The organism is Mesorhizobium sp. RCAM 06353 (assembly GCF_059683585.1).
The window spans coordinates 546,878-572,357 of sequence record NZ_CM185031.1 but is presented as its reverse complement, the minus strand read 5'-3'; the positions used below and the strand labels follow the sequence as shown (position 1 = coordinate 572,357).

Here is a 25,480-nt window from a genome sequence, read left to right as displayed (position 1 = left end):
CGAAGAAGCGCGCCAGCGTCACGCCGACCGGACATGACCGGCGTCCTCGTCGAAATCACGCTGCACCAGGTCGATCAGCGCGCGCACGGCGTCATCGGCGCCATTGCCGCTGGCCCTGATGTGCAGCACCGTGCCCTTCGGCGCCTTGGCTGCCATCACCTTGACGATGCTCTTGGCGTCGAACCACGGCCCGTTGGCGGCAAGCGCTATTTCCACGTCGGCGGCAAAGGTCTTGGCCAGCTTGGTGAACTTCACCGAAGGACGCGCGTGCAGGCCCACATCGTGGGTGATCAGGACGGTTGCTTCGGCGGCTGCGGACATTCTAGGTATCCTGTTCACTCACGACGGCGACAATTCGTGCGCCGTCGCCACCACTTCCTTCAGCGAGGCGCCGCCGGAGGATTCGGTCGCGGCCATCACCGCGCCCTCGACGATCGGCGCGTTGCAGACGATGATCTTCTGCGAGCGCGGCTCGCCGATCATCTCCACGGCCATTTCGCTGTTCGTCTCGGCGCCGCCGAGATCGACGAGGATGGCGACACCGGCTTCTGACCAGGCCTTGTCGATGGCACCCATGATCGCCTCGACATTGGTGCCGAGCCCGCCATGGCCGTTTCCGCCGCACCATGCAAGCGGCACTTCGTCGCCCACCATCTGGCGTACCATGTCGGCCGTGCCCTCCGCGACCAGCGGCGAATGCGACACGATCACGATCCCGACATTGCTCATGCGTCGTCTCCGATCGCTTGCCCCAGCGTCCGCACCAGCAGTGCGGTCGAGCGCGCGCCGGCATCCATATGGCCGATCGAGCGGTCGCCGAGGAACGAGGCGCGGCCGCGCAGCGCCTTCATCGGCACAGTCGCTTCTGCCGCAGCGTCGGCAATGTCGGCTATCTCCGCCGCCGTCTTGCCCCCGGCAAGCGCGTCATGCACCGGCTGCAGCACATCGAGCATGGTCTTCTGGCCGACTTGCGATTTGCCGCGCGCGGCCACCGCCTCGATCGCTTTGCCGAAAGCAGCGGTCAAATTGGCACGGTCGGGGTCCGCCGAAATCTCCTTGCCGAGCGCCATGAACAGAGTGCCGAACAGCGGGCCGGAAGCACCGCCCACGGTCATCACCAGCTTGGTGCCGATCGCCTTCAGGGCGTCGGGCAGTGGCTTGGCAGTGAACGCGTCGGCCTCGGCCCGCACGGCTTCGAAGCCGCGCTTCATGTTCAGCCCATGGTCGCCGTCGCCGATCGCCTGGTCGAGCGCCGTCAATTCCTCGGCGTGCGCGGCAATCGTATCGGCGGCGGCCGCGATCAGCCTGGCAAGGTTCAACGCCGCCATGTCGCCCAAAGTCCCGATTTCCAGTCTGCCGGCAGTAGCGAAAGAATGGTCATTCGACAACTGGTGCATGCGTCAGGCCGACACAAGCAGCGTGGCGGCGGCCGCGAACACCTCGGCCACCGCATGGGCGCCGGGGTCGACGACGCCCTGCAATTTGGTGCCGACATAGGCCGACCGTCCGGCCTGCGCCTTCGCCATGGCGGCCGTGGCCTCGGCGCCGCGCCGGGCGGCCGCCGCTGCTTCTTCCAGCCCGCTGGCGTCGAGCGCTTTCAGAGCCGGCTCCAGAGCATCGACCATCGTGCGATCGCCAATTTTTGCGCCGCCGTAGAAAGTCATCCGCTCGAGGCCGGCAAGCAGCGCCTTGGCCACATCAGCACCGCTACCCAAGGCCTGCGCCGCGGCGGTGAAGAAGATCGACAGCAGCACCCCGCTGGAACCGCCCATCGAGGCGCTCAGTATGTCGCCTATTGCGCCGAGCGTCGCCGTGGGGCTGGCCAGCGGCAGCGTGTCGAGCCGCTCGAGGATGCTGCGCGCACCGGTCGCCACCGTCGAGCCGGTGTCGCCGTCGCCGGCCTTGGCGTCGAGCCCGTTCAACGTCGCTTCGAGCGAGATCAGTCTTTCGCAGACCGTGACGATCAAGCGCCCGGTGCCGGCATCCTGGCTGGCCTTGTGTGCCGCGATTTGTCCGGCTGCTTTCGCCATCGGCACGACGGCAGGCGCCGTGATCGGCTTTGCCGGCATCCAGGCGTGCGGGCCGACCGGCGCCAGCAGGGCGGCCTCGCGCGCTGCGTCGAGCCGGATCAGCGACAGCGAAAAGCCGTTCATGTTGAGCGCCGTCATCAGCGGCCCGGGACCGATCGCCAGCTTGACGGTCTTGGCCAGCGGCGAGGCCAGCACCGCATTGGCAACCAGCGACATTTCGAGCGGCGGCACCGAGCCGAGATTGTTGATCAGCAAGGCATAGCTTGCTTTCGGATCGAGCCCTGCCGCGAGGCGATCCGCCATGATCGCGACCAGCCTGTCGACACTTTGCAAGGCAATCCGCTCGACTCCCGGCTCGCCATGAATGCCGAGGCCCAGTTCACCGTCGTCCGCGCCAAACCTGTCTTCATGCGGCTGGCCGGGGATGGAGCAGGACGACAGCGACATGCCGAGCGAAACAATGTCCTTCGCCGCCGCCCGCGCCGCTGCCGCGATGTCTGCCAGATCACGGCCGGTCTCCGACAAATGCCCCGCGATCTTGTGCACGAACAGAGTGCCGGCGACACCGCGTGGCTGGGTGATGTCGGGCAGCGCGATGTCGTCGGCGACGATCACCATCTCGACGCAAAAGCCCTCGGCGCGCGCCTTCTCGGCGGCCAGGCCGAAATTGAGGCGGTCGCCGGTATAGTTCTTGACGATCAGCAGGCAACCGGCCGGGCCGGTGACCGCGCGGATGGCCGCCAGCACGGCTTCGACACTCGGCGAGGCAAAAATCTCACCCGAAACCGCCGCCGTCAGCATACCCTTGCCGACGAAGCCGGCATGCGAAGGCTCATGCCCGGCGCCGCCGCCGGAGACGACGCTGACCTTCGTCTTGTCCCAGTCGGCGCGCAGCACGACCTTGATCTCGGGATAGCCGTCGAGGCGCGCGAGGTCGCCTGAGCCGATGGTCCGCAACAGGCCGTCCAGCGCCTCGGTGACGATCGTTTCCCTGCGGTTGAAAAAGTGCTTCATCGAACTCGTCCCGTATTCGCGATCGTCAATCAGAAGCGGCGTGAACCCGGTGAGGGGGAACGCCGAAACCATTCACATCAGTCTTTGTCCGTCGGCGCCGAAATAGAGCGGTGAGCGGTAGCGGATCACCACTTTGTCGCCTTGCCCCAGATCGGTGTCGGGGTCGGTCAGCGTCACCAGCTTCTTCGATCCCACTGTCACATGCAGATGGTTCTGGTCGCCGAGATGCTCGACCCAGTCGACGACGCCGTCGGCGTGACCATTCGCGGCCTTCTCAATTGTCAGATGTTCGGTGCGCGCGCCGATCGTCTTGGTGCCGGTCGGTGCACCGCCATCGGGCAGCAGTCCGGTCGGCAGAAGGTTGATCGCCGGCTGGCCGAGCCTGGCCGCGACATGCAGGTTTGCCGGCTCAGAATAGATCGTCCTGGGCGAGCCGATCTGCACCAGCACGCCGTCGGCGAGGATGCCGATGCGGTCCGCCATCGTCATCGCCTCGATCTGGTCGTGCGTGACGTAGAGCATGGTGGCGCCGAGCTCGGACTGGATGCGTTTCAGCTCGAGCCGCAGATCCGCCCGCAGCTTGGCGTCGAGCGACGACAGCGGCTCGTCCATCAGGTAGATGGCGGGCTTGCGCACCAGGGCGCGGCCGATGGCGACGCGCTGCATTTCGCCGCCCGACAGCTTGGTCGAGCGGTTGGCGAGCTTGTGATGGATGCGCACCATCTTCGCCACCTCCTCGACGCGCCGGCGGATCTGGTCTTCCGGGATTTTCCGCGCCGGCGAGCGCAGCGGGAAGGCGAGATTGTCGAACACCGACAGATGCGGATAGAGCGAATATTGCTGGAACACGAAAGCGGTGTCGCGCTCGGCTGGCGACAGCGTCGTGGCATTGTGGCCGCCGATCTCGATCGTGCCGCTGTCCGGCCGTTCCAGCCCGGCGATCAGCCGCAGCGTCGTCGTCTTGCCGGCGCCTGTTGGCCCGAGCAGCACGACGAACTCGCCGTCGGCAATGTGCAGGTCGAGACCGTTGACGGCGACATGCTCGCCAAAGCTCTTGGTCACGTTCTTGATGTGCACGTCAGCCATGCTGCGCTCTCCCCTGAGAGGCGGTATCGTGGACGGCGGTTCGCACCGCCCGGCCCGACCCCTTGTCGAACAGCGACAGTCGCGCGCTGTTCAATGCCAGGCCGACATGGTCGCCGGCATTGAGCCGGATTTCGGCCGGCACACGCGCCTTGATGATGCCGTCCGCCGTCTCCACCGCGACGATCTGCGTCGTGCCGAGATATTCGGTGCCGTAGATGGCGCCGCGCAGCTTCGAGGCGTCATCGAAGCGGATGTGTTCGGGCCGGATGCCAAGTGCCATGTCTGCCGGCGCGATATCCTCACGCACCTCCGGCACCGCAACTTTCGCGCCTTGGACGACAATCTCCTTCGCGCCCTTGGCGAGCCCGCCGCCGAAACCCAGAAAGTTCATTGGCGGCGAGCCGATGAAGTCGGCGACGAACATGGTCGCCGGACGGTCATAGATTTCGCGGGGCGTGCCGAACTGTTCGATAACGCCATGGTTCATGACAGCGATCTTGTCGGCCATCGACATCGCTTCCATCTGGTCATGCGTGACATAGACCGTGGTGGCGTGGATGCGGTTGTGCAGTTCGCGCAGTTCATGGACCATCAAATCGCGGAATTCGGTGTCGAGCGTGCCGAGCGGTTCGTCCATCAGGAAACATTTTGGCCGCCGCACGATGGCGCGGCCGAGCGCCACGCGCTGGCGGTCGCCGCCGGCAAGGCCGGAAACGGATTTGTTGAGCAGATGGTCGATGCGCAAGAGTTTTGCCGTTTCCTCGACGCGGGTGCGGATTTCGGCCGACGGCATGCCTTGCGCCAAGAGGGGAAAGCCGATGTTCTTGCGCACATTCATGTGCGGATAGAGCGCGAACAGCTGGAAGACGAAGGCGATGTCGCGCTCGCGTGCCCGCAGCATGGTAACGTCGTCGCCGCCGAGCAGGATCTCGCCGCCCGTCGGCAGTTCGAGCCCGGCGATCATGCGCAGCGTCGTCGTCTTGCCGCAGCCCGATGGCCCGAGCATGACGAAGAACTCGCCATCCTCGACGACGAAGTTGGAATCCTGCACGGCGACGAAATCGCCGAAGGCCTTTCTCAGATGCTGGACGCGGATTTCGGCCATGATTATTCCGGGAATTTCGAGACGATGATGAACATCACGGTGCCGGCAAGCATGGTGATGAAGGAATAGGTGTAGAGCGACAGCGCGAAGGGCTGGAACAGCATCAGGAAGCCGATGGCGATCAGCGCCGTCGCGATGTTTTCCATCAGGCCGCGCCTGGCCCAGACCGGCCAGCGCGATTTGCGTTTGACGGGCTTGGTCATGCTCATTTGCGCACCGCACCGAAGGTGATGCCGCGCAGCAATTGCTTGCGAAGCAGGATGGTGAAAACCAGGATCGGCACCAGGAAGATCGTCGTGCCGGCCGCAACCGCCGGCCAGTCCTGGCCGCCTTCGCCGATGATTGTCGGGATGAAGGGTGGCGCGGTCTGCGCCGTGCCCGAGGTCAGCAGCGCGGCGAAGGCATATTCGTTCCAGGCGAAGATCAGGCAGAAGATCGCCGTCGCGGCAATGCCCGTGGTCGCCTGCGGCAAAACCGTGCGCCAGAACGCCTGCAGCCGCGTATAGCCGTCGATCATCGCCGCTTCTTCATATTCGCGCGGGATCTCGTCGATGAAGCCTTTCAAGAGCCACACCGCCAGCGACACGTTCACCGCCGTGTAGAGCAGGATCATGCCGAGCGCTGTGTCCGACAGGCCAAGCTCGCGGTACATCAGGTAGATCGGGATGGCGACCGCGATCGGCGGCATGAAGCGCGTCGACAGGATGAAGAACAGAAGGTCGTCGGCCAGCGGCACCTTGAAGCGCGAGAAGCCGTACGCCGACAGCGTGCCGAGAAAGACGGCGCAGAAGGTCGAGCCGAAGGCGATGATCAACGAGTTGACGAAGCGCGGCAGGAAGTTGGACGGGCCGGCGATCACCATGTTGCGCTTGCGCGTGGTCTCGTCGCAAAAGCCGGTCGCCGGTCCCAGCGAGTTGATGTATTCCGGCGTCTGCCGCGTCCGCGTCGTGAACAGGTTGCAATAACCTTCGAGGCTCGGCTGGAACAGCACCTTCGGCGGATAGGCGATCGAATCCGGTGGCGTCTTGAAGCTGGTGGCGAAGATCCACAAAAGCGGCACGATCGAGATCAGTGCATAGGCGATGATGATCGCGCCGGCGATGCGCTTCGAGTTGGCCGAGGGAGCGACGACCGAATGGGCTGTGGTCAGGCTCATCTCTGCTTCACCTTGTTGAGCGCCTTGACGTAGATGTTGGCGAGACCGAACACCGCAACGAACAGGATGATGGCGAAGGCCGAGGAATAGCCGGTGCGCCAGCTCTCGAAAGCCTGCCGCTTCAGCGTGATCGAGGCGACCTCCGTGGTCGATCCCGGCCCGCCGCCGGTGAGCAGATTGACCATGTCGAACATCTTGAAGTTCTCGATGCCGCGAAACAGCACCGCCAGCATGATGAAGGGCAGCGCCATCGGCAGGGTGATCGACCAGAACTGCCGCCAGTTCGAGGCGCGGTCGACCTCGGCCGCCTCATAGATGTATTCGGGGATCGAACGCAGTCCGGCGAGGCAGATCAGCATCACGTAAGGTGTCCACATCCAGGTGTCGACGATGATGATCGACCACGGCGCCAGCGACACGTTGGAGAGCATCTGGATGCTTGTCGGCGGGATGCCGCTGACGAACGAGATGACATAAGAGAACAGGCCGATCTGCGGCTCGTAGAGGAAGCGCCAGAAATTGCCGACCACCGCAGGCGACAGCATCATCGGCACCAGGATCAGCGTCGTCCAGAAGGCGTGGCCGCGGAATTTGCGGTCGATCAGCCAGGCTAGGGTAAAGCCGATCAGCGTCTGCAACAGGATCGTCCAGAACACGAAATGCGCCGTTGTCTGCATGGCGATCCAGATGTCCTGGTCGCCGAGAATGCGCTGGTAGTTGGCGAAGCCGAGATTCTTGACCACTTCGTTCGGCCGGTTGGCCCGGTAATTGGTGAACGACAGATAGATCGCCCAGAACAGCGGGAAGATGTTGATGGCCAGCAGCAACAGGATCGTCGGCGAGATGAACAGCCAGGCGAGGCCCTTGTCGCTGATGCCCCGGACCTTGCGGGCCAACGGTTCCGGGGTCGCCCGGGCAACGTTCTCCGCAGTCCGATTGAGCATGGTAAGTCCTGCTTCGGTCACTTGGGTCGTCTCTGTCATGGAATTTATCTGAACTGCGTCCCGTGCCAAGGGTGGCACGGGACGCTCTGGGTCCTAGCTCGGGAGGAGCCGGTTACATCTTGCCGTCATCCTGGAACACCTGGGTCCAGTCCTTGACCAGGCCGTCGAGCGCATCCTTGGCAGAGCCCTGGCCGGCGACGACATAGTCATGGAAGCGCTTCTGCGACGCCTGCAGCAGCGGGGCGTAGCTTGGCTCGGCCCAGAAGTCCTTCACGATGGCCATCGAGTCGAGGAAGGTTTGTGCGTAGGGCTGGCTGGCCGGGAACTTCGGATCCTTCACCACCGCGTTGAGGCAGGAGTAACCGCCGAGCGACCACCACTTGGCCTGCACATCCTTGTTGGCGAACCACTTGATGTATTTCAGCGCCGATTCCTGCTTGTCGGAATAGGAGACCACCGAAATACCCTGGCCGCCGAGCTGCGCGAACTGGGCGCCGCCGGGACCCTTGGGATTGACGAAGTAGCCGATCTTGTCGCCGCCGACATTCTCGTCCTTCTGCAGGCCCGGCCAGGTGAAGGCGAAGTTCATGTGCATCGCCACCTGACCGGATTTGAAGGCATCGACGCCTTCACCCATGTAGCTGTTCGATGCGCCCGGAGGGGTGCAGCAATCGTAAAGCGCCTTGTAGAATTCCAGGCCTTTGACCGAGTCGGCCGAATTGACGAAGCCTTCCATCTCGTAGGGCTTCTTCGGGTTCTCATACTGGAAGCCGTAGCTGTAGAGCACGTCCATGGCGCCCATGGTGATGCCTTCCGAGCCACGCTCGGTGTAGATCGAGGCGCCATAGACGGTCTTGCCGTCGATCTGCCGCTTCTGGAAGAATTCGGCGATCTGCTTCAGCTGGTCGAAGGTGGCCGGCGGGCCGAGATCCCAGCCATACTTCTCCTTGAATTCCTTCTGCAGCTCCGGCTTGGAGAACCAGTCCTTGCGGTAGGTCCAGCCGACGACGTCGCCCATGGCCGGCAGTGCCCAGTAGTTGGGCGTGTTCTTCGGCCATTCCGAATAGCCGACCACGGTCGCCGGCACGAAGTCGTCCATGCTGATCTTCTCCTTGTCGAAGAAGTCGTTCAGCTTGACGTAGTGGCCGTTCTCGGCCGCGCCGCCGATCCACTGGCTGTCGCCGATGATCAGGTCGCACAATTTGCCGTGCGAATTCAGCTCGTTGAGGAAGCGATCGGCATAGTTGGTCCACGGCACGAACTCGAATTTCATGCCGATGCCGGTTTCCTTGGTAAAATCCTTGGACAGTTCGACAAGTGCGTTTGCCGGGTCCCAGGCGGCCCAGCAAAGTGTCAGGTCTTCAGCGTGCGCGGCGTTCGAGACAGCTGTCGACGCAACCACCGCCGAGGCCAGTCCCAACGCCATTTTCAAGCTCGATTTCATGCCTTCCTCCCATTTGCGAAACGCGCCCGGATGACGGTTTCAAGAGCCCTCAACCTCTCTCCTCAGAGGCCCAAACATGGCGGCGCCGGAGCGCGGCAGATGTTTAGTAATTTGTTTAGTGATGCAATTTTTACTAAACAACGCAAGCGAATTCGTTGCTGCGTCGCAGCATGACGAAACGAGTGATTGAAATCGTTGAGAAATGACCGCCGGATGGTTTCTCCGGCAGCCGCTCAGTCGGCCTCGCCGATGACGTTGGTCTGTGGCGTCACCGGCCGGACCGGCGGCGCGGGCGGCAGCAAGGCGCGTATGTCGGCGAAGGGAAATGTCGGCTCGAAGCGAAAAGCCTCGGCCAGAGAACCGGGGATAGCGTTGCATTGACCGGCGCGAAATTCATTCTGAATGCGCGCCCTGTCGACATATTGCTCCGGTCGCTGCGAGCGGTGCGCCCGGATCGCCTGTGTCTTGATATCCCGGTAGGCTGATATGTCGACATAGTGCGTCGGCGAAAATCCGGTGCCGCCCATCGTGTCGGCATGCAGCACTGGAACCGCGAACGAGGCGGCAATGCGCACACCGTCCGACAGCGCGCGATGGTCGGCGTGATAGTCGTTGGGCGCGTGCGTGATGACCAGGTCCGCTCCGGTCGCGCGTATCAGCGTTTTCAACGCGCCGATCAGCGCGGCATCGGCGACCAGTTCGCCGTCGGGAAAGTCGAGGAAGCGTGGCGCAGCACCTGCCAGTGCGGCCGCGGCCATTGCTTCTTCGCGACGGACACGGGCGAGAACCGTGGCATCACTCTTGCCGCCCCTGGCACCATCCGTGGCCACGGCAAAAGTGAGTTCTGCGCCTTGCGCCGCATAGGCGGCCAGCGTACCGAACATGAAAATCTCGATGTCGTCCGGATGCGCACCGAGCGCCAGTATTTTCAAGCTACTCTCTCCCCGGAAATGGAACGTGACGAACGGAATCCTGCTCGCTCTGATCGCCTATGCAAGCTATTCGGGCAGCGATGCCGTTATCAAGAGCCTGGGCGGACAGTTCACCGTCTTCGAGATCGGCTTCTTCGGCACCTTGTTTGCCGGTTTTTTCCTGTTCTTCACCCGCCCGGCGGGCGAACGCTGGCGCGATTTCTGGCGCATGAAGCGGCCATGGGCCGTGCAGGCCCGCGCCTGGGCCGGCATCGCTTCCGGCGTGCTCAGCGTCTATGCCTTCACCCACATTCCTCTGGCCGAAGTCTACGCCTTGATCTTCCTGGCGCCCTTGCTGGTCACCATCCTGTCCACCGTCATCCTGAAGGAAAAGGTCGGTCCCTGGCGGTGGCTGGCCGTGGTTGCCGGCTTTGCCGGGGTGATGCTGGTGGTGCGGCCGGGTTTTCGCGAACTGAACCTCGGCCATCTGGCCGCCTTCGTGAATGCTTTCCTCGCCGCGACCAGCGTCATTCTGCTGCGCTCGCTGGCGCAGCAGGAGAAGCGCACCTCGATGCTCGGCGTGCTTGTCGGCTATGGCCTAGTGTTCAACGGAGTCGGCGCCGCCGCCACCTCGTTCACCTTGCCGAATGCCATGCAGCTTGTCTGGCTGGCGATGGCGGGCGCCTTCACCGCAGGCGGACAATTCATGCAGCTGCTCGCCGCCAAATACGCCCCCGCCAACCGTATCGCGCCGACGCATTATTCGCAGATCGTCTGGGCGGTGATCCTCGGCGCGCTGTTCTTCAAGGAATACCCCGACTGGCTGTCGCTCGTCGGCCTCGCGATCGTCGGTGGGGCCGGCCTGCTGACCATGGTGCGCGAGGAGGTGCGGCTCGGCACCGTACGCTGGAACCCGTTTGCGCGGACCAGGCTTTGAGCCGGCGCCGGTTGCACGGCGACCATGACCGCTGATATGCGGACGCGATGACGACAAGATCCCTGCCGGAGCTTCCGGTATCCGCCGTGCTGCCGGCGCTGGGCGCAGCGCTCGACGCCGGCAACAGCGCGGTGCTGGTGGCGCCGCCCGGCGCCGGCAAGACGACCCTGGTGCCGCTGGCGCTGCTCGATGCGCCGTGGCTGGGTGCGGGCAAGATCGTCCTGCTCGAGCCGCGCCGGCTCGCCGCCCGCGCCGCCGCCCGCCGCATGGCGCAATTGCTGGATGAGGAGCCGGGCGCCACGGTAGGCTATGCCATGCGCATGGAAAACCGCACTTCGGCGAAAACCAGGATATTGGTCGTCACCGAGGGCGTGCTGGCGCGCATGATCCTCGACGATCCCGAATTGCCCGGTATTTCGGCGGTCATTTTCGACGAATTCCACGAGCGCTCGCTCGACGGCGATTTCGGTCTGGCGCTGGCGCTCGACGTGCAGGGCGCGCTGCGGCCGAACCTGCGTCTGCTGGTGATGTCGGCGACACTCGACGGCGCCCGCGTCGCCAAACTCCTGTCGGGCGCGCCGGTGATCGAAAGCGAGGGCCGCGCCTTCCCTGTCGACATCCGTTACGACGAGCGGCCAGCCGGTGTTGCGGTCGAGGACGCTATGGCCAAGGCGATCCGCGCCGCACTTGCCGACGAGGGCGGCAGCGTGCTTGCGTTCCTGCCTGGCCAGCGTGAGATCGAGCGCACCGCCGAACGGCTGGCCGGCAAGGTCGGCGCCGACACCGATATCGTCCCGCTCTACGGCCAGCTTGATGGCAAGGCGCAGGACGCCGCGATCAAGCCGGCGCAGGCGGGCCGCCGCAAGGTGGTGTTGGCGACGTCGATCGCCGAGACCTCAATCACCATCGACGGCGTGCGCGTCGTCATCGATTCCGGCCTGTCGCGCCTGCCGCGCTACGAGCCGGCCAGCGGCCTGACGCGGCTGGAAACGGTTCGCGTCAGCAGAGCCTCGGCCGATCAGCGTGCCGGTCGCGCCGGACGCACGCAACCGGGCGTCGCCATCCGGCTGTGGCGCGCCGAGCAGACATCGGCACTTCCCGCCTTCACCCCGCCGGAGATACTCGAAGCGGATCTTTCCGGCCTGTTGCTCGACTGTGCCGCCTTCGGCGTCGCCGATCCGACGGCGCTCGCCTTCCTCGATGCGCCGCCGGCCCCGGCGCTCAATGAGGCAAGGGTGCTGTTGCGCGCGCTCCATGCCATCGACGATGCCGGGCGCCTGACCGAAGCAGGCGCTTCGATGCGCAAGCTCGCTCTGCCGGTGCGCCTGGCGCACATGGTCGCCGAGGCGGCGAAGAGCGGTTATGCTTTTGAAGCGGCCATGCTCGCCGTGTTGCTCACCGAACGCGGCCTTGGCGGCGACGGCGCCGATCTCGATCGGCGGCTGATGCGCTTTCGCGGGGAAAGATCGCCGCGCGCCGCTGCCGCGCGGCAGCTCGCCGAACGATTGGCAAGGCAGGTGGGTGGGGTGAAAAACAGCGAAGCTGTCCCTGCCGGTCCTTTGCTTATCCATGCCTGGCCGGACCGCGTCGCCAAGGCGCGTGGCGAGCGCGGGCGCTTCGTGCTGGCCAATGGCTCCGGCGCCATGCTCGATGCCGCCGACCCGCTGGCGGGTGAGCCGTTTCTGGTCGTCGCCGACCTGCAGGGCAAGGCGCAGAACGCGCGCATAGCAGCGGCTGCGGCAATCGGCGAAGAGGACATCCGCGCCACATTGGCCGACCGGATCGAAACACGCCGGCAGACGAGCTTCGACCGCGAACGCCGCGCCGTGCGTGTGCGCGAAACGGTTCGGCTCGGCGCCATCACGCTCGCCGAACGCATGCTGCCGGCTCCTTCAGGCGCCGAGGCCGACCGTGCCATCCTTGACGCCTTGCGCGAGCACGGGCTGTCGCTGCTGACCTGGAGCAAGGAGGCCGAGACGCTGCGCCAGCGGCTGTCCTGGCTGCATCGCGGCCTCGGCGCACCCTGGCCAGATATGTCTGACGAAACGCTGATCGAGCGCCTCGACGACTGGCTGCTGCCCTTCCTGTCGGGTGCGGCTTCGTTTGCCGCCATCGGTCCCGGTGTTGTCTCCGCCGGCCTGACCTCGCTCGTGCCGCACGATCTGCAGCGCAAGGTCGAGGCGCTGGCGCCGACGCATTTCGACGCCCCATCGGGCAGCCATGTGCCGATCCGCTATGACGGCGAATGGCCGGTGCTGGCGGTTCGCGTGCAGGAACTGTTCGGGCTCGACCGCCACCCCTCGATTGCCAATGGCACGGTGTCGCTGACGCTCGAACTGTTGTCGCCGGCGCATCGCCCTATCCAGATGACGCGCGACCTGCCCGGCTTCTGGCGCGGCTCCTGGGCCGACGTGCGCGCCGACATGCGCGGCCGCTATCCCAAGCATGTCTGGCCGGAAAACCCGCTGCTCGCCGCCGCCACCGCCCGAGCAAAACCGCGCGGGACCTAGCGTTCCCGGCCCTGCGGCTGTAATCCATGGCCATGATCAACGTTTTGCGTTCACCCGATTTCCAGCAGAGCCAGCGGCTCCGCCTCAACACGCTGATCCGGCTGCGCTGGCTGGCCATTGTCGGCCAGAGCGTGACGGTGCTCGTCGTCGCCTATGGCCTGAAATTCCCGCTGCCGGTCAGCCTGTGCTTCGCCCTGATCGCGTGCTCAGCCTGGATGAACCTGTTCCTGGCCTTCCGCTTTCCGGCCGCGCACCGGCTCACCCCGTTCGCGGCGTTCGGCATCCTGATCTTCGACAGCCTGCAACTCGCCGGCCTGCTCTACATGACCGGCGGCCTGACCAATCCGTTCTCGCTGCTGATGACCGTGCCCGTCGTCATTTCGGCGACCTCGCTGCCCCTGCGCCTGACAGCTCTCCTCGGCGGGTTGGTGATGATAGCCGCGACCTTGCTGGTGTTCATCCATCTGCCATTGCCCTGGCACGAAGGCGCGCCATTGGCCATGCCCTTCATCTATGTCGCCGGCATGTGGATGGCGGTGCTGTCCTCGATCGCCTTCACCGCCATCTATGCCTTCCGGGTGGCCGCCGAGGCACGGCTTCTGGCCAATGCGCTTGCCGCCACCGAACTGGTGCTGCAGCGCGAACAGCACCTTTCGGCGCTCGACGGCCTGGCGGCGGCGGCGGCGCATGAGCTTGGCACGCCGCTCGCCACCATCACGCTCGTCGCCAAGGAAATGGAAAAGGCGCTCGGCAGCGACCCGAAATACGGGGAAGACGTGAAGCTGCTGCGCTCGCAAAGTGAACGCTGCCGCGAAATCCTCAAACGCCTGACCAGCCTGTCGTCGGAGGGCGAGGCGCATCTGTCCCGCCTGCCGCTGACCTCGCTGGTCGAGGAGGTCACCGCGCCGCATCGCGACTTCGGCATCTCGATCAAGCTTCGCCCGGGCGAGCGCACCGGGCCTGAGCCGGTCGGGCGTCGCAATCCGGGCGTCATCTACGGCCTCGGCAATCTGGTCGAGAACGCTGTCGATTTCGCCCGAAAGAGCGTCACCGTGCGCTGGAGTTGGGACGAGGCCGCCGTCACCTTTTCGATCATCGATGACGGGCCCGGCTTTCCGCCCGAGATCATCGACCGCATCGGTGAGCCCTATATGTCGACGCGCCAGGGCAATGAAGCCGGCGGCGGCCTGGGGCTTGGCCTGTTCATCGCCAAGACGCTGCTCGAACGCTCGGGCGCCACGCTCGATTTTCGCAACTCGAGCGGACTGGGCGAGGGCGCCGTGGTGCAGATTTCGTGGCCGAGAACGGTCTTCCTGAACCCGGAAACGGCCCCGGCCACCATGTTTGACATTGCGTAAATTGGACAATAGCGGCGCAAAACTATATCTGCGTAAAATTAAGGCAGCAGGAATTTTCAAGACGATGACAGGCGATGAAAATATTGGCGCAATGGTTGAAGGCGAGGACACCTCGCTTCTGATCGTCGATGACGACAAGCCGTTCCTCACCCGTCTGGCCCGCGCCATGGAAACCAGGGGCTTCGTGGTCGAGACCGCCGAGAGCGTCGAGGAGGCCGTGGGCAAGGCGCGCGCCAATCCGCCGGCCTATGCCGTGGTCGACATGCGGCTTGGTGACGGCAACGGCCTCGACGTCGTCGCCGCCATCCGCGAGAAGCGCGAGGACTCCCGCACCATCATCCTGACCGGCTACGGCAACATCGCCACCGCGGTGACCGCGGTGAAGCTCGGCGCCGTCGACTATCTGTCGAAGCCCGCCGATGCCGACGACATCTTTGCGGCGCTGACCCGCACCTCGGGCGAGCGTGCGGCACCGCCGGAAAACCCGATGTCGGCCGACCGCGTGCGCTGGGAGCATATCCAGCGCGTCTACGAAATGTGCGAGCGCAACGTCTCCGAAACCGCGCGCCGGCTCAACATGCACCGCCGCACGTTGCAGCGCATACTGGCCAAGCGCGCGCCGCGCTGAGACTGTTTGGAAATTCTACTCCGGCGGCCATCTGATGGCGTTTTCTGCGCTTCCGGTGCTCACGGACCCAAATGTCCGCTCCGCTCCGGTTCTCGAAACCACCACCATATGACTCGCCGGAGCGAATTTCGAAACAGTCTCTGAGGCGCTGACAGACGGTCCGATTACTTGCCCGGAGACTGGAGTTTGAGCATCATCGAGAATGACGCGGCTTAACGGAGGCGACATGCAGGATCTGAAGCAGCGGCCGGTTTCCGTCTTCCGCGAATTTCTCGATGGCGAGGCGGCCGGCGGCATCATCCTGATGGTGGCGGCGGCGCTTGCGCTGATCGTCGCCAATTCGCCGCTCGCGGAAACCTATTTCTCCGTTCTCCATGCCTATCTCGGCCCGCTCAGCGTTTCGCATTGGGTCAATGATGGGCTGATGGCGGTGTTCTTCCTGCTCGTCGGGCTGGAGATCAAGCGCGAGATGCTGGACGGCCAGCTGTCGACCTGGCCGCGCCGCGTCCTGCCCGGGATCGCGGCGGCCGGCGGCATGGTTGTTCCGGCACTGGTCTATGTCGCCATCAACCGCAACAACGGGCCGGCGCTCTCCGGTTGGGCGATCCCGACCGCCACCGACATCGCCTTCGCGCTTGGCGTGCTGTCGCTGCTCGGCAGCCGCGTGCCGGCCTCGCTTAAAGTCTTCCTGACCGCGCTCGCCATCATCGACGACCTCGGCGCCGTCATCATCATCGCCATCTTCTACACCAGCGGCCTGTCGCTGGCCTATCTCGGCGCCGCCTTCGCCGTCATTGCCGTGCTCATCGTGCTCAACCGCATGCGGGTGATGACGCTGGTGCCCTATCTCGTGCTCGGCGCAATCCTGTGGGTATTGGTGCTCAAATCGGGCGTCCATGCCACGCTTGCCGGCGTCGCCCTGGCGCTGACCATTCCGCTCGAACGCTCCGCCGGGATCGGCCACGACCTCGACCACTCGCCGCTGCATCGGCTCGAGCATGGCCTGCACAGAATAGTGCCGTTCTTCGTCATCCCGATCTTCGGCTTCGCCAATGCCGGCGTTTCGCTTGCCGGCCTGAGCTTCGGCGCGCTGATCGAGCCGTTGACGCTGGGTGTCGCCGCCGGCCTCGTGGTTGGCAAGCTGGTCGGCGTGTTTGGCTCTTCAGCACTAGCCATCCGGCTCGGCCTCGCCGATCTGCCGGCCCATGCCGGCTGGTCGCATATGGTCGGCATCTCGCTGCTCTGCGGCATCGGCTTCACCATGAGCCTGTTCATCGGCCTGCTCGCCTTCGCCGGCGACGTCGCCCTGCAGGATGCGGTCAAGGTCGGCATCCTCGCCGGCTCCTTCATCGCCGCCATTCTTGGCGCCGCCGTGCTTTTGATGGCGCCGGCCGCGGGTGGGGTGGAAGAAGAGACGGAGTAGGGGCGAGGAACCCAGGTTTTTCGAACTACTCGCTCTCCCCCTCCAGCGCCGGCACCGACACGCCGGCCAGTTCCGCTGCCAGCAGCCGCGAGGCGCCGGCCCGGGCGATGCGGAGCATCAGCGCCTTGCGCGTCGCCGCCGCCATGCGGTGCTCCGGCGCGTCACGTAGGATCTCGGCGCCGTAGCCGTCGGAGAGGATGAAGCCGCACTCTTCCGGGAAGATTTCCGCCGGCACGCCGGGATGGGTGGCGAAGAAGAAGCGATCGGAATGCAGCCGGTAGTCGGGCCATTTGCGGTCGACCCGGAAATCCTCGATCGAGGATTTGATCTCGATGATCCAGATGTCGCCCTGCCGGGTCAGCGCCACGAGGTCGGCGCGGCGGCCGGTGGCCAGCGACAATTCAGGCAGCACATGCGCGCCCATTTCCATGAGCAGCCGCTGCACGCCGCGCCGCACCAGCATGGCGCGTTCCGACTGGCGGCCGTCGATGAGAGGGTTGATTGCGATGGGGGAAATGATCGGCATGGCGGGCACCATGCCAGATTCTGTTCACGGTTTGAACCCCTGGCGCTACTCAGCCGTAGGGAAACGGGATGCATCACTTGTTGCATGGTGCCAGTACGAATTGGATCGCTAAGGCAGTTCCGTGCAGGACGATAGTGAGGGCCACGAGAATCGCGATCTGCCAATACCAAGCGTAGGGGGAACGGTTGGCGACAAAGACAGCCGTAAAAATTGAAACCGCCCGGATAAGCCGACCCATCCACGCCTCCCTTCCCCGTTCCTGGAGAATGCGCGTGGAGCGCCGCAGACGCCAAATCACAAGCGCGATACTTGCGGCGACCCAGCCCAGGCCGCCGCATGAACGACACATCCTTATCGGTGATCCCCACCGGCTCTCACTGGCGCAAGGAAGGTGGAAACATCTGAGGCCGATTGGGTCTGTCAAATGTACGATCGCTTGGCGATAGGGATTGTATATTTGACAACCCTACGACCGAATGGCGGTCCGTACGGAATCGGCAGGGGGAAGTCGAGCTTAATCCAGTGGGAACACCACAGCGCCGGTGCGATCCCTACAACTGGGGATCAGCGCGATTCACCCTGGCGAACTCTTTGTTTTTCGAGGAACCGCTTGGCGTGTTCCCCCCACTCCGCGGCCGTTGTTTTGTGCTCTCGAACGTATGTTTCGAAAGCCTTGCGCAGAGCATCAAGGTCTAGAGCCCAAAGCCGCTCGCCCTTATCGTCGTTCAACATTGCGTCACCCAAGCCCCTTGAGGCGACGATATGCCCTTCAGATCAAGCCTTCAAGAACCGGTCCTGACTTCTTTTGGGTGTATCTGGCCTGTCAAATATACAACCGCCTTCGATAGGTGACCGATTGGAGACCGCAGGAACTGCTGCCAGTAGGAATGAAGTCGACTTCATCCCGCGGATCAGCGCCAGGGCAGGTGCTGTCCTTACAACTGAGCAGTCCGTGGACGGGACTTCAGTCTCAATTGAGCTAGTCCTAATATGAATATAGGTTTGGCCGTGCGGGAGGAGATCCCAAAAGCCTGACCCGCAACGACCCGGCACGACCCCATGTCCCCCCGACTGAGCGTGCCGGGTCGTTCCTACCAGGGGACTGGCAAGCGGCGCGTCCAGGGCGCGATCGCTCACGCGACAATGTCTGTCAAATATACAAGCCGGGGTTTGTCAAATGTACAAACCGGCCCGGCCTGAAGCTGCCTTCCGTGATCGCGCACTATTCGGCTGAGTACAGTCTGGTATTGTTCCTTTGCGGAACGGCCCTATATCGTGCCTATCAACTCCCGTTCTTTGTTGGAGAATGGCAGGACTAAGGTCTTGCGTGCCAAGCGCAAAGGTCTGAGGGGACCGTTTAGGTTCCGTTAGTGTCCATTGGACGTTCCGTTACTTTAGTTAGTCGGCATATAAAGGCTGATGTAAGGGAACATGGCTGGCGGAATGGCCGGCGCAGCTTGGCTTGGGTTTATAGGGGGGCTGCACCGGCCATTGCGGGTGTGGGCTTTTGGGTGTGATTATCCCCGCGTCCATCAAACTATATGTATATTAGCAATAGCGCAAATAAGACTGAAGTCCCTTGTTCCACCAGACCTGACCGGACTTCCTCAAAGCTTTGACCTCCGCCAGCCCTTGCTATGAAACGGCCCTTTCGCCAGGCGCCGCAGCCCCTGCCATATCATCCAGGATCGGGCAGTCCGGCCGGTTGTCGCCATGGCAGGCATGGATCAGTTTCTGCAGGGTCGTGCGCATCGATTGCAGCTCGCGCACCTTTTCCTCGATCGCCGTGACATGGGCGGCGGCGATCTCGCGTACGTCGGCGCTGGCGCGGCCGCGATCCTGGTAGAGCGCCATCAACTGGCGGCAATCGTCGATGGAAAAGCCGAGGTTGCGCGCGCGGCGCAGGAAGGCCAGCCGGTGGATATCGTCGCCGGAATAATCGCGGTAGCCGTTGGCGGCGCGCGCCGGCGCGATCAGGCCGATCTCCTCATAGTAACGGATGGTCTTGGCCGGCAGGCCTGAACGGTGGGCAGCGTCGCCGACATTCATGACTGATCCTCGATTCCAGGTAACCGTTTGATGTCGCCCGCATTGAATTTACTTCACAATCCGGTGAGGGCTGTTGCCGAAATGCCATAGTGATACGCTTACCCGCGGGTAAGGCCTTGCATATAGGCATCGCGTGCTTGGCAAGCAAAGCAAATGCCAGCATGAATGATGGCAAGAAAGCGGTCGACTCGTGCCGCTGACGTTTGGGCGGGGCTCCGGATCATCTCATGCGCATGAAGTCGCTTGCAATAATTGCCGCATTGGCGCTGTCCACGGCCATCGCCGGTTGCAGCACCATTGGCGGGCAGATCTTCTCCAACGACTACGGCGCCGTGACCGATGCTGGCTACCAACTGCCGCGGATTCCGATCGAAAAAGTGCCGAGGCAGTTCCACCGGCAGGAAGTGAACTACGATACCAAGGAAAAGCCGGGCACCATCATCGTCGATACCCAGAACAAGTTCCTCTATTTCGTCGAGGGCGACGGCTTGGCGATCCGCTACGGCATCGGCGTCGGCCGCGAGGGCTTCGAGTGGCATGGTACCGCCCATATAGCGCTGAAGCGCGAATGGCCGACCTGGACGCCGCCCCGTGAAATGATCAGGCGCCAGCCGGAACTGGAGAAGTTCGCCGACGGCATGGAGCCGGGCCTGAAGAACCCGCTCGGCGCGCGCGCCATGTACCTGTTCAACAAGGGCGGCGACATGGGTTACCGGCTGCACGGCAGCCCGGAATGGAATTCGATCGGCAAGGCGATGTCGTCTGGCTGTATCCGCCTGATGAACCAGGACATCATCGATCTCTATGACCGCGCCTCGGTCGGCGCCAAGGTCATCGTGATGTAAGGACCACGATCCCTCGTGGGATCATGGTCGGACACGTTTCGTACGCGGACCGTCTAGGCAACAACGGACGTCCCAAACAGAAAACCGGGCAATTCGGCCCGGTTTTTTGTTGTCTGCGGATGGGATGTTTCAGGCCGCGCCCTAGGCTGTAGTGACAATTTAATCATTTGAGCCAGAGCATGATGGCTGCGAGCTTGACGAAGCCGAGGAAGTTGGCGGCGATTTTGTCGTAGCGCGTTGCGATGCGCCGCCACTGCTTGAGCTTTGCAAAGAAGGCCTCGATGCCCCAGCGGTTTTTGTAGGCGATCTTGTCATAGCTGTGTTGGTATCTGCGATGGCGCCGCGGCGGGATGACCGGTTCACCGCCTTGGTCGAGGATCACATCATGCAGTCGATCGGCATCATAAGCGCGGTCGGCGATCACTTGGCCTGCTGCAATCCCCTCGATCAGACCGCAGGCCGCTGCCATGTCGTTTTGCTGGCCGGGGCCGATCTCGAAGCGGACCGGTAGGCCGAGCGCATCTACGACGGCATGGAGCTTGGTGCCGAACCCACCACGCGAGCGGCCGAGAGCCTGGGCTTCAGATCCCCCCTTTTACGCCGGGCTCCAGCAGCCTGGGCCTGAGCGCGGATAACGGTCGCGTCGATCATCAGCCATTCCATATCTGGATGCCTGCTGATGGCTTCGAACAGCCGGTCGAACACGCCCGCTTCGATCCAGCGGTAGTAACGTCGCTTTGCCCTCTGATACGGGCCGAACCGCTCCGGCAGGTCGCGCCAGCGCGCGCCTGACCGAGCGATCCATAAAAGCGCATCGAAGAAGCGCCGACCATCGCTACGCGGACCCCGCTTGCCCTTGCGCCCACCCGGCACAAAAGGCTTGATCTGCTCCCACTGATCGTCGCGTAGAACCTCACCTTCCAAAGCCGACCTCCAAAAGTCAGCCTTGAATCTGATTTGCCTCGCGATGGGAATCCCAAGTCGTTAATTTGTCACTACAGCCTAGAGCAATTCCAGGAAAAGTGTGGAACGGCTTTCCGTCCGGAATTGCGTCAAAACAAGGACTTAGAGCAATTCCAGGAAAAGTGTGAAACGGTTTTCCGTTCGGAATTGCGTCAAAACAAGGACTTAGAGAGGGTCACCGTTTCCGTGAAACGGTGAACTGCTCTAAGACCGACAGGCGGCGCGGCGCGAAAGAATCAGGAAACCTGCTCGACCTGCTGCACTTCGGGCACGAAATGCCGAAGCAGGTTCTGGATGCCGTGCTTCAGCGTTGCCGTCGATGACGGGCAACCGGCGCAGGCGCCCTTCATGTGCAGGAACACGGTGCCGTTCTCGAAGCCGCGGAAGGTGATGTCGCCGCCATCCTGGGCCACCGCCGGGCGCACCCGTGTGTCGAGCAATTCCTTGATGGTGGTGACGAGTTCCTCGTCGGCCTTGTCGTAGAATTCTCCGGTCTGGCTGGTCTCGGCGGCCGGGCCGGCCTTGGCCATGACAGGCGCGCCGGACATGAAATGCTCCATGATGGCGCCAAGGATCGCCGGCTTCAGGTGCTGCCAGTCGGGGCCGTCCTTGGTCACGGTGATGAAGTCGTAGCCGAAGAAGACGCCGGTGACGCCGGGAATCTCGAACAGCCGGCCGGCCAGCGGCGAGGCGGTTGCCGCACTGTCGGCATCGCGGAAATCGGCCGTGCCTTCGAGCAGCACTTCCTTGCCGGGCAGGAATTTCAGCGTCGCCGGATTGGGCGTCGATTCGGTCTGGATGAACATGGCCGTCTCCGTGCCCGTTTCGGGCAGATAGTTTGGAATAGTTCTAAATAGGCTCTATCGGCCGGACATTCAAGCGAAACGCATCGCGCGAACGGCTGGCTGGCGGAATGTTTTTGCTCACCTGCACTCACGGGAGTTGTGTTGAGATTCAGGTCAGGCCGAGTCGAGAATGGTGGTTTCCGAGAACCGGAGCGGAGCGTACTTGAAGTGCGTGAGCACAGTTCTACTGCGACGCAGTAGAACGGGGAAGCGCAGGAAGCCGCCATTTGCAGGCTGGCCTCACCTGAATATCAGCATATCTCAGGCGAGGCTGTCGATCTCCTCGTCCGACAGATTCTGCGGCACGACCGTGACCGGAATGGGGAAGGCCGCGCCCTTGCCGGCCACCGCGCCGACCAGCGGTCCGGGGCCTTCCTTGCCGGCGCCGGCCGCCAGCACTAGAATGGCGATGTCCTGGTCTTCCTCGATCAGCTTGTGGATCTCTTCCGTCGGCTTGCCTTCGCGCACCACCATCTCCGGCTCGATGCCGAGCTTCTGGCGCACCTTGTTGGCGTAGCCGTCGAGAGCCGCGCGCGCCGTGGCGTTCGCCTCTTCGCGCATGATCTTCTCGACGCCCAGCCAGTGCTGGAAATCGTCCGGCACGATGACATAGAGCAGCACAAGCGTACCGCTGGTGCTCTGCGCCCGCTTCGAGGCGTAGGCGACGGCGCGCTCGCACTCGGGCGTGTCGTCGATGATCGTCAGGAATTTCCTGCGATGACCGGCTTCGCGGCTGAGGCGTTTGGAGACCATGTCTATCTACCTGGTGTCATTTCGGCCGCAATCTGCCACCGCCGCCGACCGGCGGCAAGCCGCCGGCCTTATGCCAGTATGGTGCGGTGCACCGACGATGCGGATCAGCCCTGCAGCAGGCCGATGATGTCGCGCACGGTCTTCATCGTCGTTTCGGCGAGCACGCTGGCGCGTTCGCCGCCGTCCCTGAGCACCGCGTCGACATAGGTGCGGTCGCCTTCGATGCGGCGCATCTCGCCGGCGATCGGTGCCAGCTTCTCCACCGCAAGGTCGGCCAGCGCCGGCTTGAACACCGAAAACTGCTGGCCGCCGAATTCCTTCAGCACGTCGGCCTTCGACATCTCGGCCAGGCCGGCGTAGATGCCGACCAGGTTTTCCGCTTCCGGCCGGCTTTCCAGCCCGTCGACTTCGCTCGGCAAGGCTTCCGGATCGGTCTTGGCCTTGCGGATCTTCTTCGAGATGGTGTCGGCATCATCAGTCAGATTGATGCGCGACAGATCCGACGGGTCCGACTTCGACATCTTCTTCGACCCGTCGCGCAGGCTCATGATGCGCGCCGCCGGGCCGCCGATAACCGGTTCGGTGATCGGGAAGAAGCCGTTCACCGTCTCCTCGCCGACCCGCATCTCGACGCCGACGCCAAGGCGGGCGATGCGGCCCGAAAAATCATTGTTGAATTTCTGTGCGATGTCGCGGGTCAGTTCCAGATGCTGCTTCTGGTCCTCGCCCACCGGCACATGCGTTGCGCGATAGAGCAGGATGTCGGCAGCCATCAGCGAGGGATAGGCGAGCAGGCCCAGCGAGGCATTTTCGCGGTCCTTGCCGGCCTTGTCCTTGAATTGCGTCATCTTGTTCATCCAGCCGATGCGCGCCACGCAATTGAAGATCCAGGCTAGCTCGGCATGCTGCATCACCCGCGACTGGTTGAAGACGATGTGCTTCTTCGGGTCGATGCCGGAGGCGAGGAACGCCGCGGTGATCGAACGCGTCTGGTCGGCAAGGTCGTCATGGACCAGCTGCGCGGTCAGCGAATGCAGGTCGACGACGCAATAGATGCAGTCGGAGGTGTCCTGCAGGGCGACGAACTTCTTGATGGCGCCGAGATAATTGCCGAGATGCAGATTGCCGGTCGGCTGGACGCCGGAGAAGACGAGGGGCTTGAAGGCGGACATGGGTTTCCTCATGGCTTGTGGAGGGCCGTATAAGCATGATTCCAAAAAGTTGCAGACTTTTTGGAGCCAATCATGCGGCTGGAAACCGCGCGCGGCGAAAGTCTTGCGACGGCGCGCTTATGGACGAAGACGCCGCCGCGATCAAGATGGGGCTATAGGTCGATTGAGGCTCTAGTCGTCGATGCCGGTCGTTGCGGCCGGCGGCACTCCCTTGCGCCCGACATTGCGCCGGATCATGCCGAAATCGGCGCCGCCGGTGGCAAACGCGGTGACGAAGTAGAGCAGCGCCCCGCCGGCCACCAGCGCCAGCAGCGTCGTCGCCTTGACGACCAGCGGCGAGCCGGGACCGAGCCTGACGGCCAGCCAATGCTCGGCGAAATACAGCGCCACCGCCATCACCGCGGCCGACAGAACCAGTCGGGGAATGCGTTTCAGGAGCGGCACGTCGCGGCCCCAATGGCCGCGCCGGATCAGCACGGCAAGCAGCATCAGCGCGTTGACCCAGCCGGCCACGGCCGAGGCGACCGCAATGCCGGGTGCACCCATCCTGGGAAACAGCGTCAGCGCGGTGGCGACGTTCACCGCCACCGAGATGGCGGCGAAGATCATCGGCGTGCGGGTGTCCTCGCGGGCGAAATAGCCGGGAGTGAAGGCCTTGATCAGCACGAAGGCCGGCAGGCCGAGACCGAAGATCGCCAGGATCGCCGCCACCGTGGGCGTCGAATGGTTGGCGGCAAACGCGCCGCGCTCGTAGACCAGCCGCACGATCGGCTCCGCCATCACCCAGAGCGCTGCCGCCGCCGGCAAGGTCATGAACAAGGTGAATTCGACGGAGCGGTTCTGCAGATTGGCGGCCTCGATGAGATTGCCCGATTTCAGTGCCCGCGACAGCTCCGGCAACAGCACGATTGCCACCGCCACGCCGACGACACCGAGCGGCAGCTGATAGACGCGGTCGGCATAGGCAAGCGAGGACACGGCGCTGTCTTGCGCCGACGCGATCGCCGTGCCGATCAGCTGGTTGATCTGGGTGATGCCGCCGGTAATCGCCGCCGGCAGCGCCAGGATCAGCAGGCGCTTGACGTTCGGCGTCATCTTCGGCCGGCGGAAGCCGATCGAGATGCCGGCATTGCGAACCGCCACCCAGACGATGGCAAGTTGCACGAGGCCCGCCGCCAGCACGCCCCAGGACAGGCTGGAGCCGACAGCACGGGCATCCAGCCCATGGTACCAGGCATAGCCCAGCACGCTGATCAGGATGATGTTGAGGAACGCCGGCGCGATGGCAGCCGCGAAATAGCGGCGCAGCGAGTTCAGCATGCCGGCCATCATGGCGGCGAGCGACATGCAGATCAGATACGGGAACATGATCGTCGCCAGTGCGACGGTCGTCTCGAACTTGCCCGGCGTGTCGGCAAAGCCCGGCGCCACCAGGTAGCGCACGATCAGCGGCATCGCCAGTTCCATGACGATGGTCAGCGCCAGAAGCGCCGAGAACAGCACGCCGAACACTTCCTCCGAGAAGCGCTTGGCGCCGTCGGTGCCGTGCGTTTCGATCTCCTTGGCAAACAGCGGCACGAAAGCGGCGTTGAAGGCGCCTTCGGCGAACAGCCGGCGAAAGGTGTTGGGAAACTGGAAGGCGGCGTTGAAGGCGTCGGCCACCGGTCCGGTGCCGAGTGCTGCCGCCATCAGCATCTCGCGGCCAAAACCGAGCGCGCGGCTCATCAGCGTGCCGGAAGCGACCGTAGCGAATTTCTTGACGAGGCTCATGCGTTCGAAGA

24 protein-coding genes are annotated in these 25,480 nt (G+C 63.7%); 6 read left to right on the top strand and 18 right to left on the bottom strand.

Going from position 1 to position 25,480, the window contains the following annotated elements:
- Nucleotides 1-18: 18 nt before the first annotated feature.
- The 11 genes from AC56QX_RS02540 to AC56QX_RS02490 form a co-directional block, all read right to left on the bottom strand.
- Entirely contained in the window at nt 19-321 is a 303-nt protein-coding gene (locus AC56QX_RS02540) for an HPr family phosphocarrier protein (protein ID WP_183455737.1), read from the bottom strand.
- Nucleotides 322-339: 18 nt separating this feature from the next.
- Nucleotides 340-729, bottom strand: coding sequence for a dihydroxyacetone kinase phosphoryl donor subunit DhaM (gene dhaM, locus AC56QX_RS02535; protein ID WP_497113560.1), 390 nt, complete (start codon nt 727-729; stop codon nt 340-342).
- A complete protein-coding gene (dhaL, locus tag AC56QX_RS02530; RefSeq protein ID WP_497113559.1) occupies nt 726-1,328 on the bottom strand; it encodes a dihydroxyacetone kinase subunit DhaL in 603 nt (200 codons plus the stop codon). The genes dhaM and dhaL overlap by 4 nt, the downstream gene beginning before the upstream one ends.
- A 72-nt stretch (nt 1,329-1,400) precedes the next feature.
- A complete protein-coding gene (locus AC56QX_RS02525; protein ID WP_497113558.1) occupies nt 1,401-3,044 on the bottom strand; it encodes a dihydroxyacetone kinase subunit DhaK in 1,644 nt (547 codons plus the stop codon).
- A 72-nt stretch (nt 3,045-3,116) separates the two neighbouring features.
- The gene (locus AC56QX_RS02520) at nt 3,117-4,130 is read right to left on the bottom strand and encodes an ABC transporter ATP-binding protein (protein ID WP_497113557.1); all 1,014 of its coding nucleotides are present in this window, start codon (nt 4,128-4,130) and stop codon (nt 3,117-3,119) included.
- A complete protein-coding gene (locus tag AC56QX_RS02515; RefSeq protein ID WP_475454038.1) occupies nt 4,123-5,235 on the bottom strand; it encodes an ABC transporter ATP-binding protein in 1,113 nt (370 codons plus the stop codon). The genes AC56QX_RS02520 and AC56QX_RS02515 overlap by 8 nt, the downstream gene beginning before the upstream one ends.
- 2 nt (nt 5,236-5,237) lie before the next feature.
- A complete protein-coding gene (locus AC56QX_RS02510; RefSeq protein ID WP_081850242.1) occupies nt 5,238-5,444 on the bottom strand; it encodes a hypothetical protein in 207 nt (68 codons plus the stop codon).
- The gene (locus AC56QX_RS02505) at nt 5,441-6,391 is read right to left on the bottom strand and encodes a carbohydrate ABC transporter permease (protein ID WP_027040435.1); all 951 of its coding nucleotides are present in this window, start codon (nt 6,389-6,391) and stop codon (nt 5,441-5,443) included. Before AC56QX_RS02505 ends, AC56QX_RS02510 begins: the two co-directional genes overlap by 4 nt.
- Nucleotides 6,388-7,335: a carbohydrate ABC transporter permease gene (locus AC56QX_RS02500; RefSeq protein ID WP_027040434.1), complete on the bottom strand. Its 948-nt coding sequence runs from the start codon at nt 7,333-7,335 to the stop codon at nt 6,388-6,390. Before AC56QX_RS02500 ends, AC56QX_RS02505 begins: the two co-directional genes overlap by 4 nt.
- 112 nt (nt 7,336-7,447) lie before the next feature.
- Nucleotides 7,448-8,779 (bottom strand): ABC transporter substrate-binding protein, encoded by a 1,332-nt coding sequence (locus AC56QX_RS02495; protein ID WP_027040433.1) that lies wholly within the window; start codon nt 8,777-8,779, stop codon nt 7,448-7,450.
- Between the two features lie 233 nt (nt 8,780-9,012).
- Nucleotides 9,013-9,711, bottom strand: a complete 699-nt coding sequence (locus tag AC56QX_RS02490) for a PIG-L deacetylase family protein (protein WP_497113556.1) — start codon at nt 9,709-9,711, stop codon at nt 9,013-9,015.
- A gap of 25 nt (nt 9,712-9,736) precedes the next feature.
- Between AC56QX_RS02490 and AC56QX_RS02485 the strand changes: the two genes are divergently transcribed.
- The 5 genes from AC56QX_RS02485 to nhaA all read left to right on the top strand — a co-directional run bounded on the left by AC56QX_RS02485 (nt 9,737) and on the right by nhaA (nt 16,546).
- Nucleotides 9,737-10,627 (top strand): DMT family transporter, encoded by an 891-nt coding sequence (locus AC56QX_RS02485; RefSeq protein WP_497113555.1) that lies wholly within the window; start codon nt 9,737-9,739, stop codon nt 10,625-10,627.
- Between the two features lie 47 nt (nt 10,628-10,674).
- Nucleotides 10,675-13,137 (top strand): ATP-dependent helicase HrpB, encoded by a 2,463-nt coding sequence (gene hrpB / locus AC56QX_RS02480; protein ID WP_497113554.1) that lies wholly within the window; start codon nt 10,675-10,677, stop codon nt 13,135-13,137.
- Nucleotides 13,138-13,163: 26 nt separating this feature from the next.
- A complete protein-coding gene (locus AC56QX_RS02475) occupies nt 13,164-14,495 on the top strand; it encodes an ActS/PrrB/RegB family redox-sensitive histidine kinase (protein WP_497113553.1) in 1,332 nt (443 codons plus the stop codon).
- 64 nt (nt 14,496-14,559) lie between these two features.
- Nucleotides 14,560-15,123, top strand: coding sequence for an ActR/PrrA/RegA family redox response regulator transcription factor (locus AC56QX_RS02470; protein WP_010913121.1), 564 nt, complete (start codon nt 14,560-14,562; stop codon nt 15,121-15,123).
- A gap of 226 nt (nt 15,124-15,349) precedes the next feature.
- Complete coding sequence (gene nhaA / locus AC56QX_RS02465; RefSeq protein WP_497113552.1) at nt 15,350-16,546, top strand: Na+/H+ antiporter NhaA; 1,197 nt, start codon at nt 15,350-15,352, stop codon at nt 16,544-16,546.
- A 25-nt stretch (nt 16,547-16,571) separates the two neighbouring features.
- Here the strand turns inward: nhaA and AC56QX_RS02460 are convergent, their stop codons facing one another.
- Together AC56QX_RS02460 and cueR are read right to left on the bottom strand one after the other, a co-directional pair.
- Nucleotides 16,572-17,072 (bottom strand): MmcB family DNA repair protein, encoded by a 501-nt coding sequence (locus AC56QX_RS02460; RefSeq protein ID WP_497113551.1) that lies wholly within the window; start codon nt 17,070-17,072, stop codon nt 16,572-16,574.
- A gap of 1,635 nt (nt 17,073-18,707) precedes the next feature.
- The gene (gene cueR / locus AC56QX_RS02455; RefSeq protein WP_477440973.1) at nt 18,708-19,121 is read right to left on the bottom strand and encodes a Cu(I)-responsive transcriptional regulator; all 414 of its coding nucleotides are present in this window, start codon (nt 19,119-19,121) and stop codon (nt 18,708-18,710) included.
- Nucleotides 19,122-19,348: 227 nt separating this feature from the next.
- Here cueR and AC56QX_RS02450 point away from each other — a divergent pair, with 227 nt between their 5' ends.
- Nucleotides 19,349-19,966, top strand: coding sequence for a L,D-transpeptidase (locus AC56QX_RS02450; RefSeq protein WP_172220276.1), 618 nt, complete (start codon nt 19,349-19,351; stop codon nt 19,964-19,966).
- A 163-nt stretch (nt 19,967-20,129) separates the two neighbouring features.
- On the opposite strand, the gene AC56QX_RS02445 is transcribed toward AC56QX_RS02450, so the two are convergent.
- The 5 genes from AC56QX_RS02445 to murJ form a co-directional block, all read right to left on the bottom strand.
- A protein-coding gene (locus AC56QX_RS02445) for an IS5 family transposase (protein ID WP_497109867.1) occupies nt 20,130-20,890 on the bottom strand; the annotation gives its coding sequence in 2 pieces (ribosomal slippage) (nt 20,130-20,563 and nt 20,563-20,890; 762 coding nt in all).
- Between the two features lie 275 nt (nt 20,891-21,165).
- Nucleotides 21,166-21,735, bottom strand: coding sequence for a NifU family protein (locus AC56QX_RS02440; protein ID WP_497113550.1), 570 nt, complete (start codon nt 21,733-21,735; stop codon nt 21,166-21,168).
- A 300-nt stretch (nt 21,736-22,035) separates the two neighbouring features.
- A complete protein-coding gene (locus AC56QX_RS02435; protein ID WP_010913128.1) occupies nt 22,036-22,527 on the bottom strand; it encodes a universal stress protein in 492 nt (163 codons plus the stop codon).
- Nucleotides 22,528-22,631: 104 nt separating this feature from the next.
- A complete protein-coding gene (gene trpS, locus AC56QX_RS02430) occupies nt 22,632-23,699 on the bottom strand; it encodes a tryptophan--tRNA ligase (RefSeq protein WP_497113549.1) in 1,068 nt (355 codons plus the stop codon).
- A gap of 171 nt (nt 23,700-23,870) precedes the next feature.
- A complete protein-coding gene (murJ, locus tag AC56QX_RS02425; RefSeq protein ID WP_497113548.1) occupies nt 23,871-25,469 on the bottom strand; it encodes a murein biosynthesis integral membrane protein MurJ in 1,599 nt (532 codons plus the stop codon).
- Nucleotides 25,470-25,480 lie beyond the last annotated feature (11 nt).

Coding starts and splice junctions, on each gene's coding strand:
- AC56QX_RS02540 (WP_183455737.1), bottom strand. CDS start 321: ATGTCCGCAGCCGCCGAAGCAACCGTCCTGATCACCCACGATGTGGGC.
- dhaM (WP_497113560.1), bottom strand. CDS start 729: ATGAGCAATGTCGGGATCGTGATCGTGTCGCATTCGCCGCTGGTCGCG.
- dhaL (WP_497113559.1), bottom strand. CDS start 1,328: ATGGCGGCGTTGAACCTTGCCAGGCTGATCGCGGCCGCCGCCGATACG.
- AC56QX_RS02525 (WP_497113558.1), bottom strand. CDS start 3,044: ATGAAGCACTTTTTCAACCGCAGGGAAACGATCGTCACCGAGGCGCTG.
- AC56QX_RS02520 (WP_497113557.1), bottom strand. CDS start 4,130: ATGGCTGACGTGCACATCAAGAACGTGACCAAGAGCTTTGGCGAGCAT.
- AC56QX_RS02515 (WP_475454038.1), bottom strand. CDS start 5,235: ATGGCCGAAATCCGCGTCCAGCATCTGAGAAAGGCCTTCGGCGATTTC.
- AC56QX_RS02510 (WP_081850242.1), bottom strand. CDS start 5,444: ATGAGCATGACCAAGCCCGTCAAACGCAAATCGCGCTGGCCGGTCTGG.
- AC56QX_RS02505 (WP_027040435.1), bottom strand. CDS start 6,391: ATGAGCCTGACCACAGCCCATTCGGTCGTCGCTCCCTCGGCCAACTCG.
- AC56QX_RS02500 (WP_027040434.1), bottom strand. CDS start 7,335: ATGCTCAATCGGACTGCGGAGAACGTTGCCCGGGCGACCCCGGAACCG.
- AC56QX_RS02495 (WP_027040433.1), bottom strand. CDS start 8,779: ATGAAATCGAGCTTGAAAATGGCGTTGGGACTGGCCTCGGCGGTGGTT.
- hrpB (WP_497113554.1), top strand. CDS start 10,675: ATGACGACAAGATCCCTGCCGGAGCTTCCGGTATCCGCCGTGCTGCCG.
- AC56QX_RS02475 (WP_497113553.1), top strand. CDS start 13,164: ATGGCCATGATCAACGTTTTGCGTTCACCCGATTTCCAGCAGAGCCAG.
- AC56QX_RS02470 (WP_010913121.1), top strand. CDS start 14,560: ATGACAGGCGATGAAAATATTGGCGCAATGGTTGAAGGCGAGGACACC.
- nhaA (WP_497113552.1), top strand. CDS start 15,350: ATGCAGGATCTGAAGCAGCGGCCGGTTTCCGTCTTCCGCGAATTTCTC.
- AC56QX_RS02460 (WP_497113551.1), bottom strand. CDS start 17,072: ATGCCGATCATTTCCCCCATCGCAATCAACCCTCTCATCGACGGCCGC.
- cueR (WP_477440973.1), bottom strand. CDS start 19,121: ATGAATGTCGGCGACGCTGCCCACCGTTCAGGCCTGCCGGCCAAGACC.
- AC56QX_RS02450 (WP_172220276.1), top strand. CDS start 19,349: ATGCGCATGAAGTCGCTTGCAATAATTGCCGCATTGGCGCTGTCCACG.
- AC56QX_RS02440 (WP_497113550.1), bottom strand. CDS start 21,735: ATGTTCATCCAGACCGAATCGACGCCCAATCCGGCGACGCTGAAATTC.
- AC56QX_RS02435 (WP_010913128.1), bottom strand. CDS start 22,527: ATGGTCTCCAAACGCCTCAGCCGCGAAGCCGGTCATCGCAGGAAATTC.
- trpS (WP_497113549.1), bottom strand. CDS start 23,699: ATGTCCGCCTTCAAGCCCCTCGTCTTCTCCGGCGTCCAGCCGACCGGC.
- murJ (WP_497113548.1), bottom strand. CDS start 25,469: ATGAGCCTCGTCAAGAAATTCGCTACGGTCGCTTCCGGCACGCTGATG.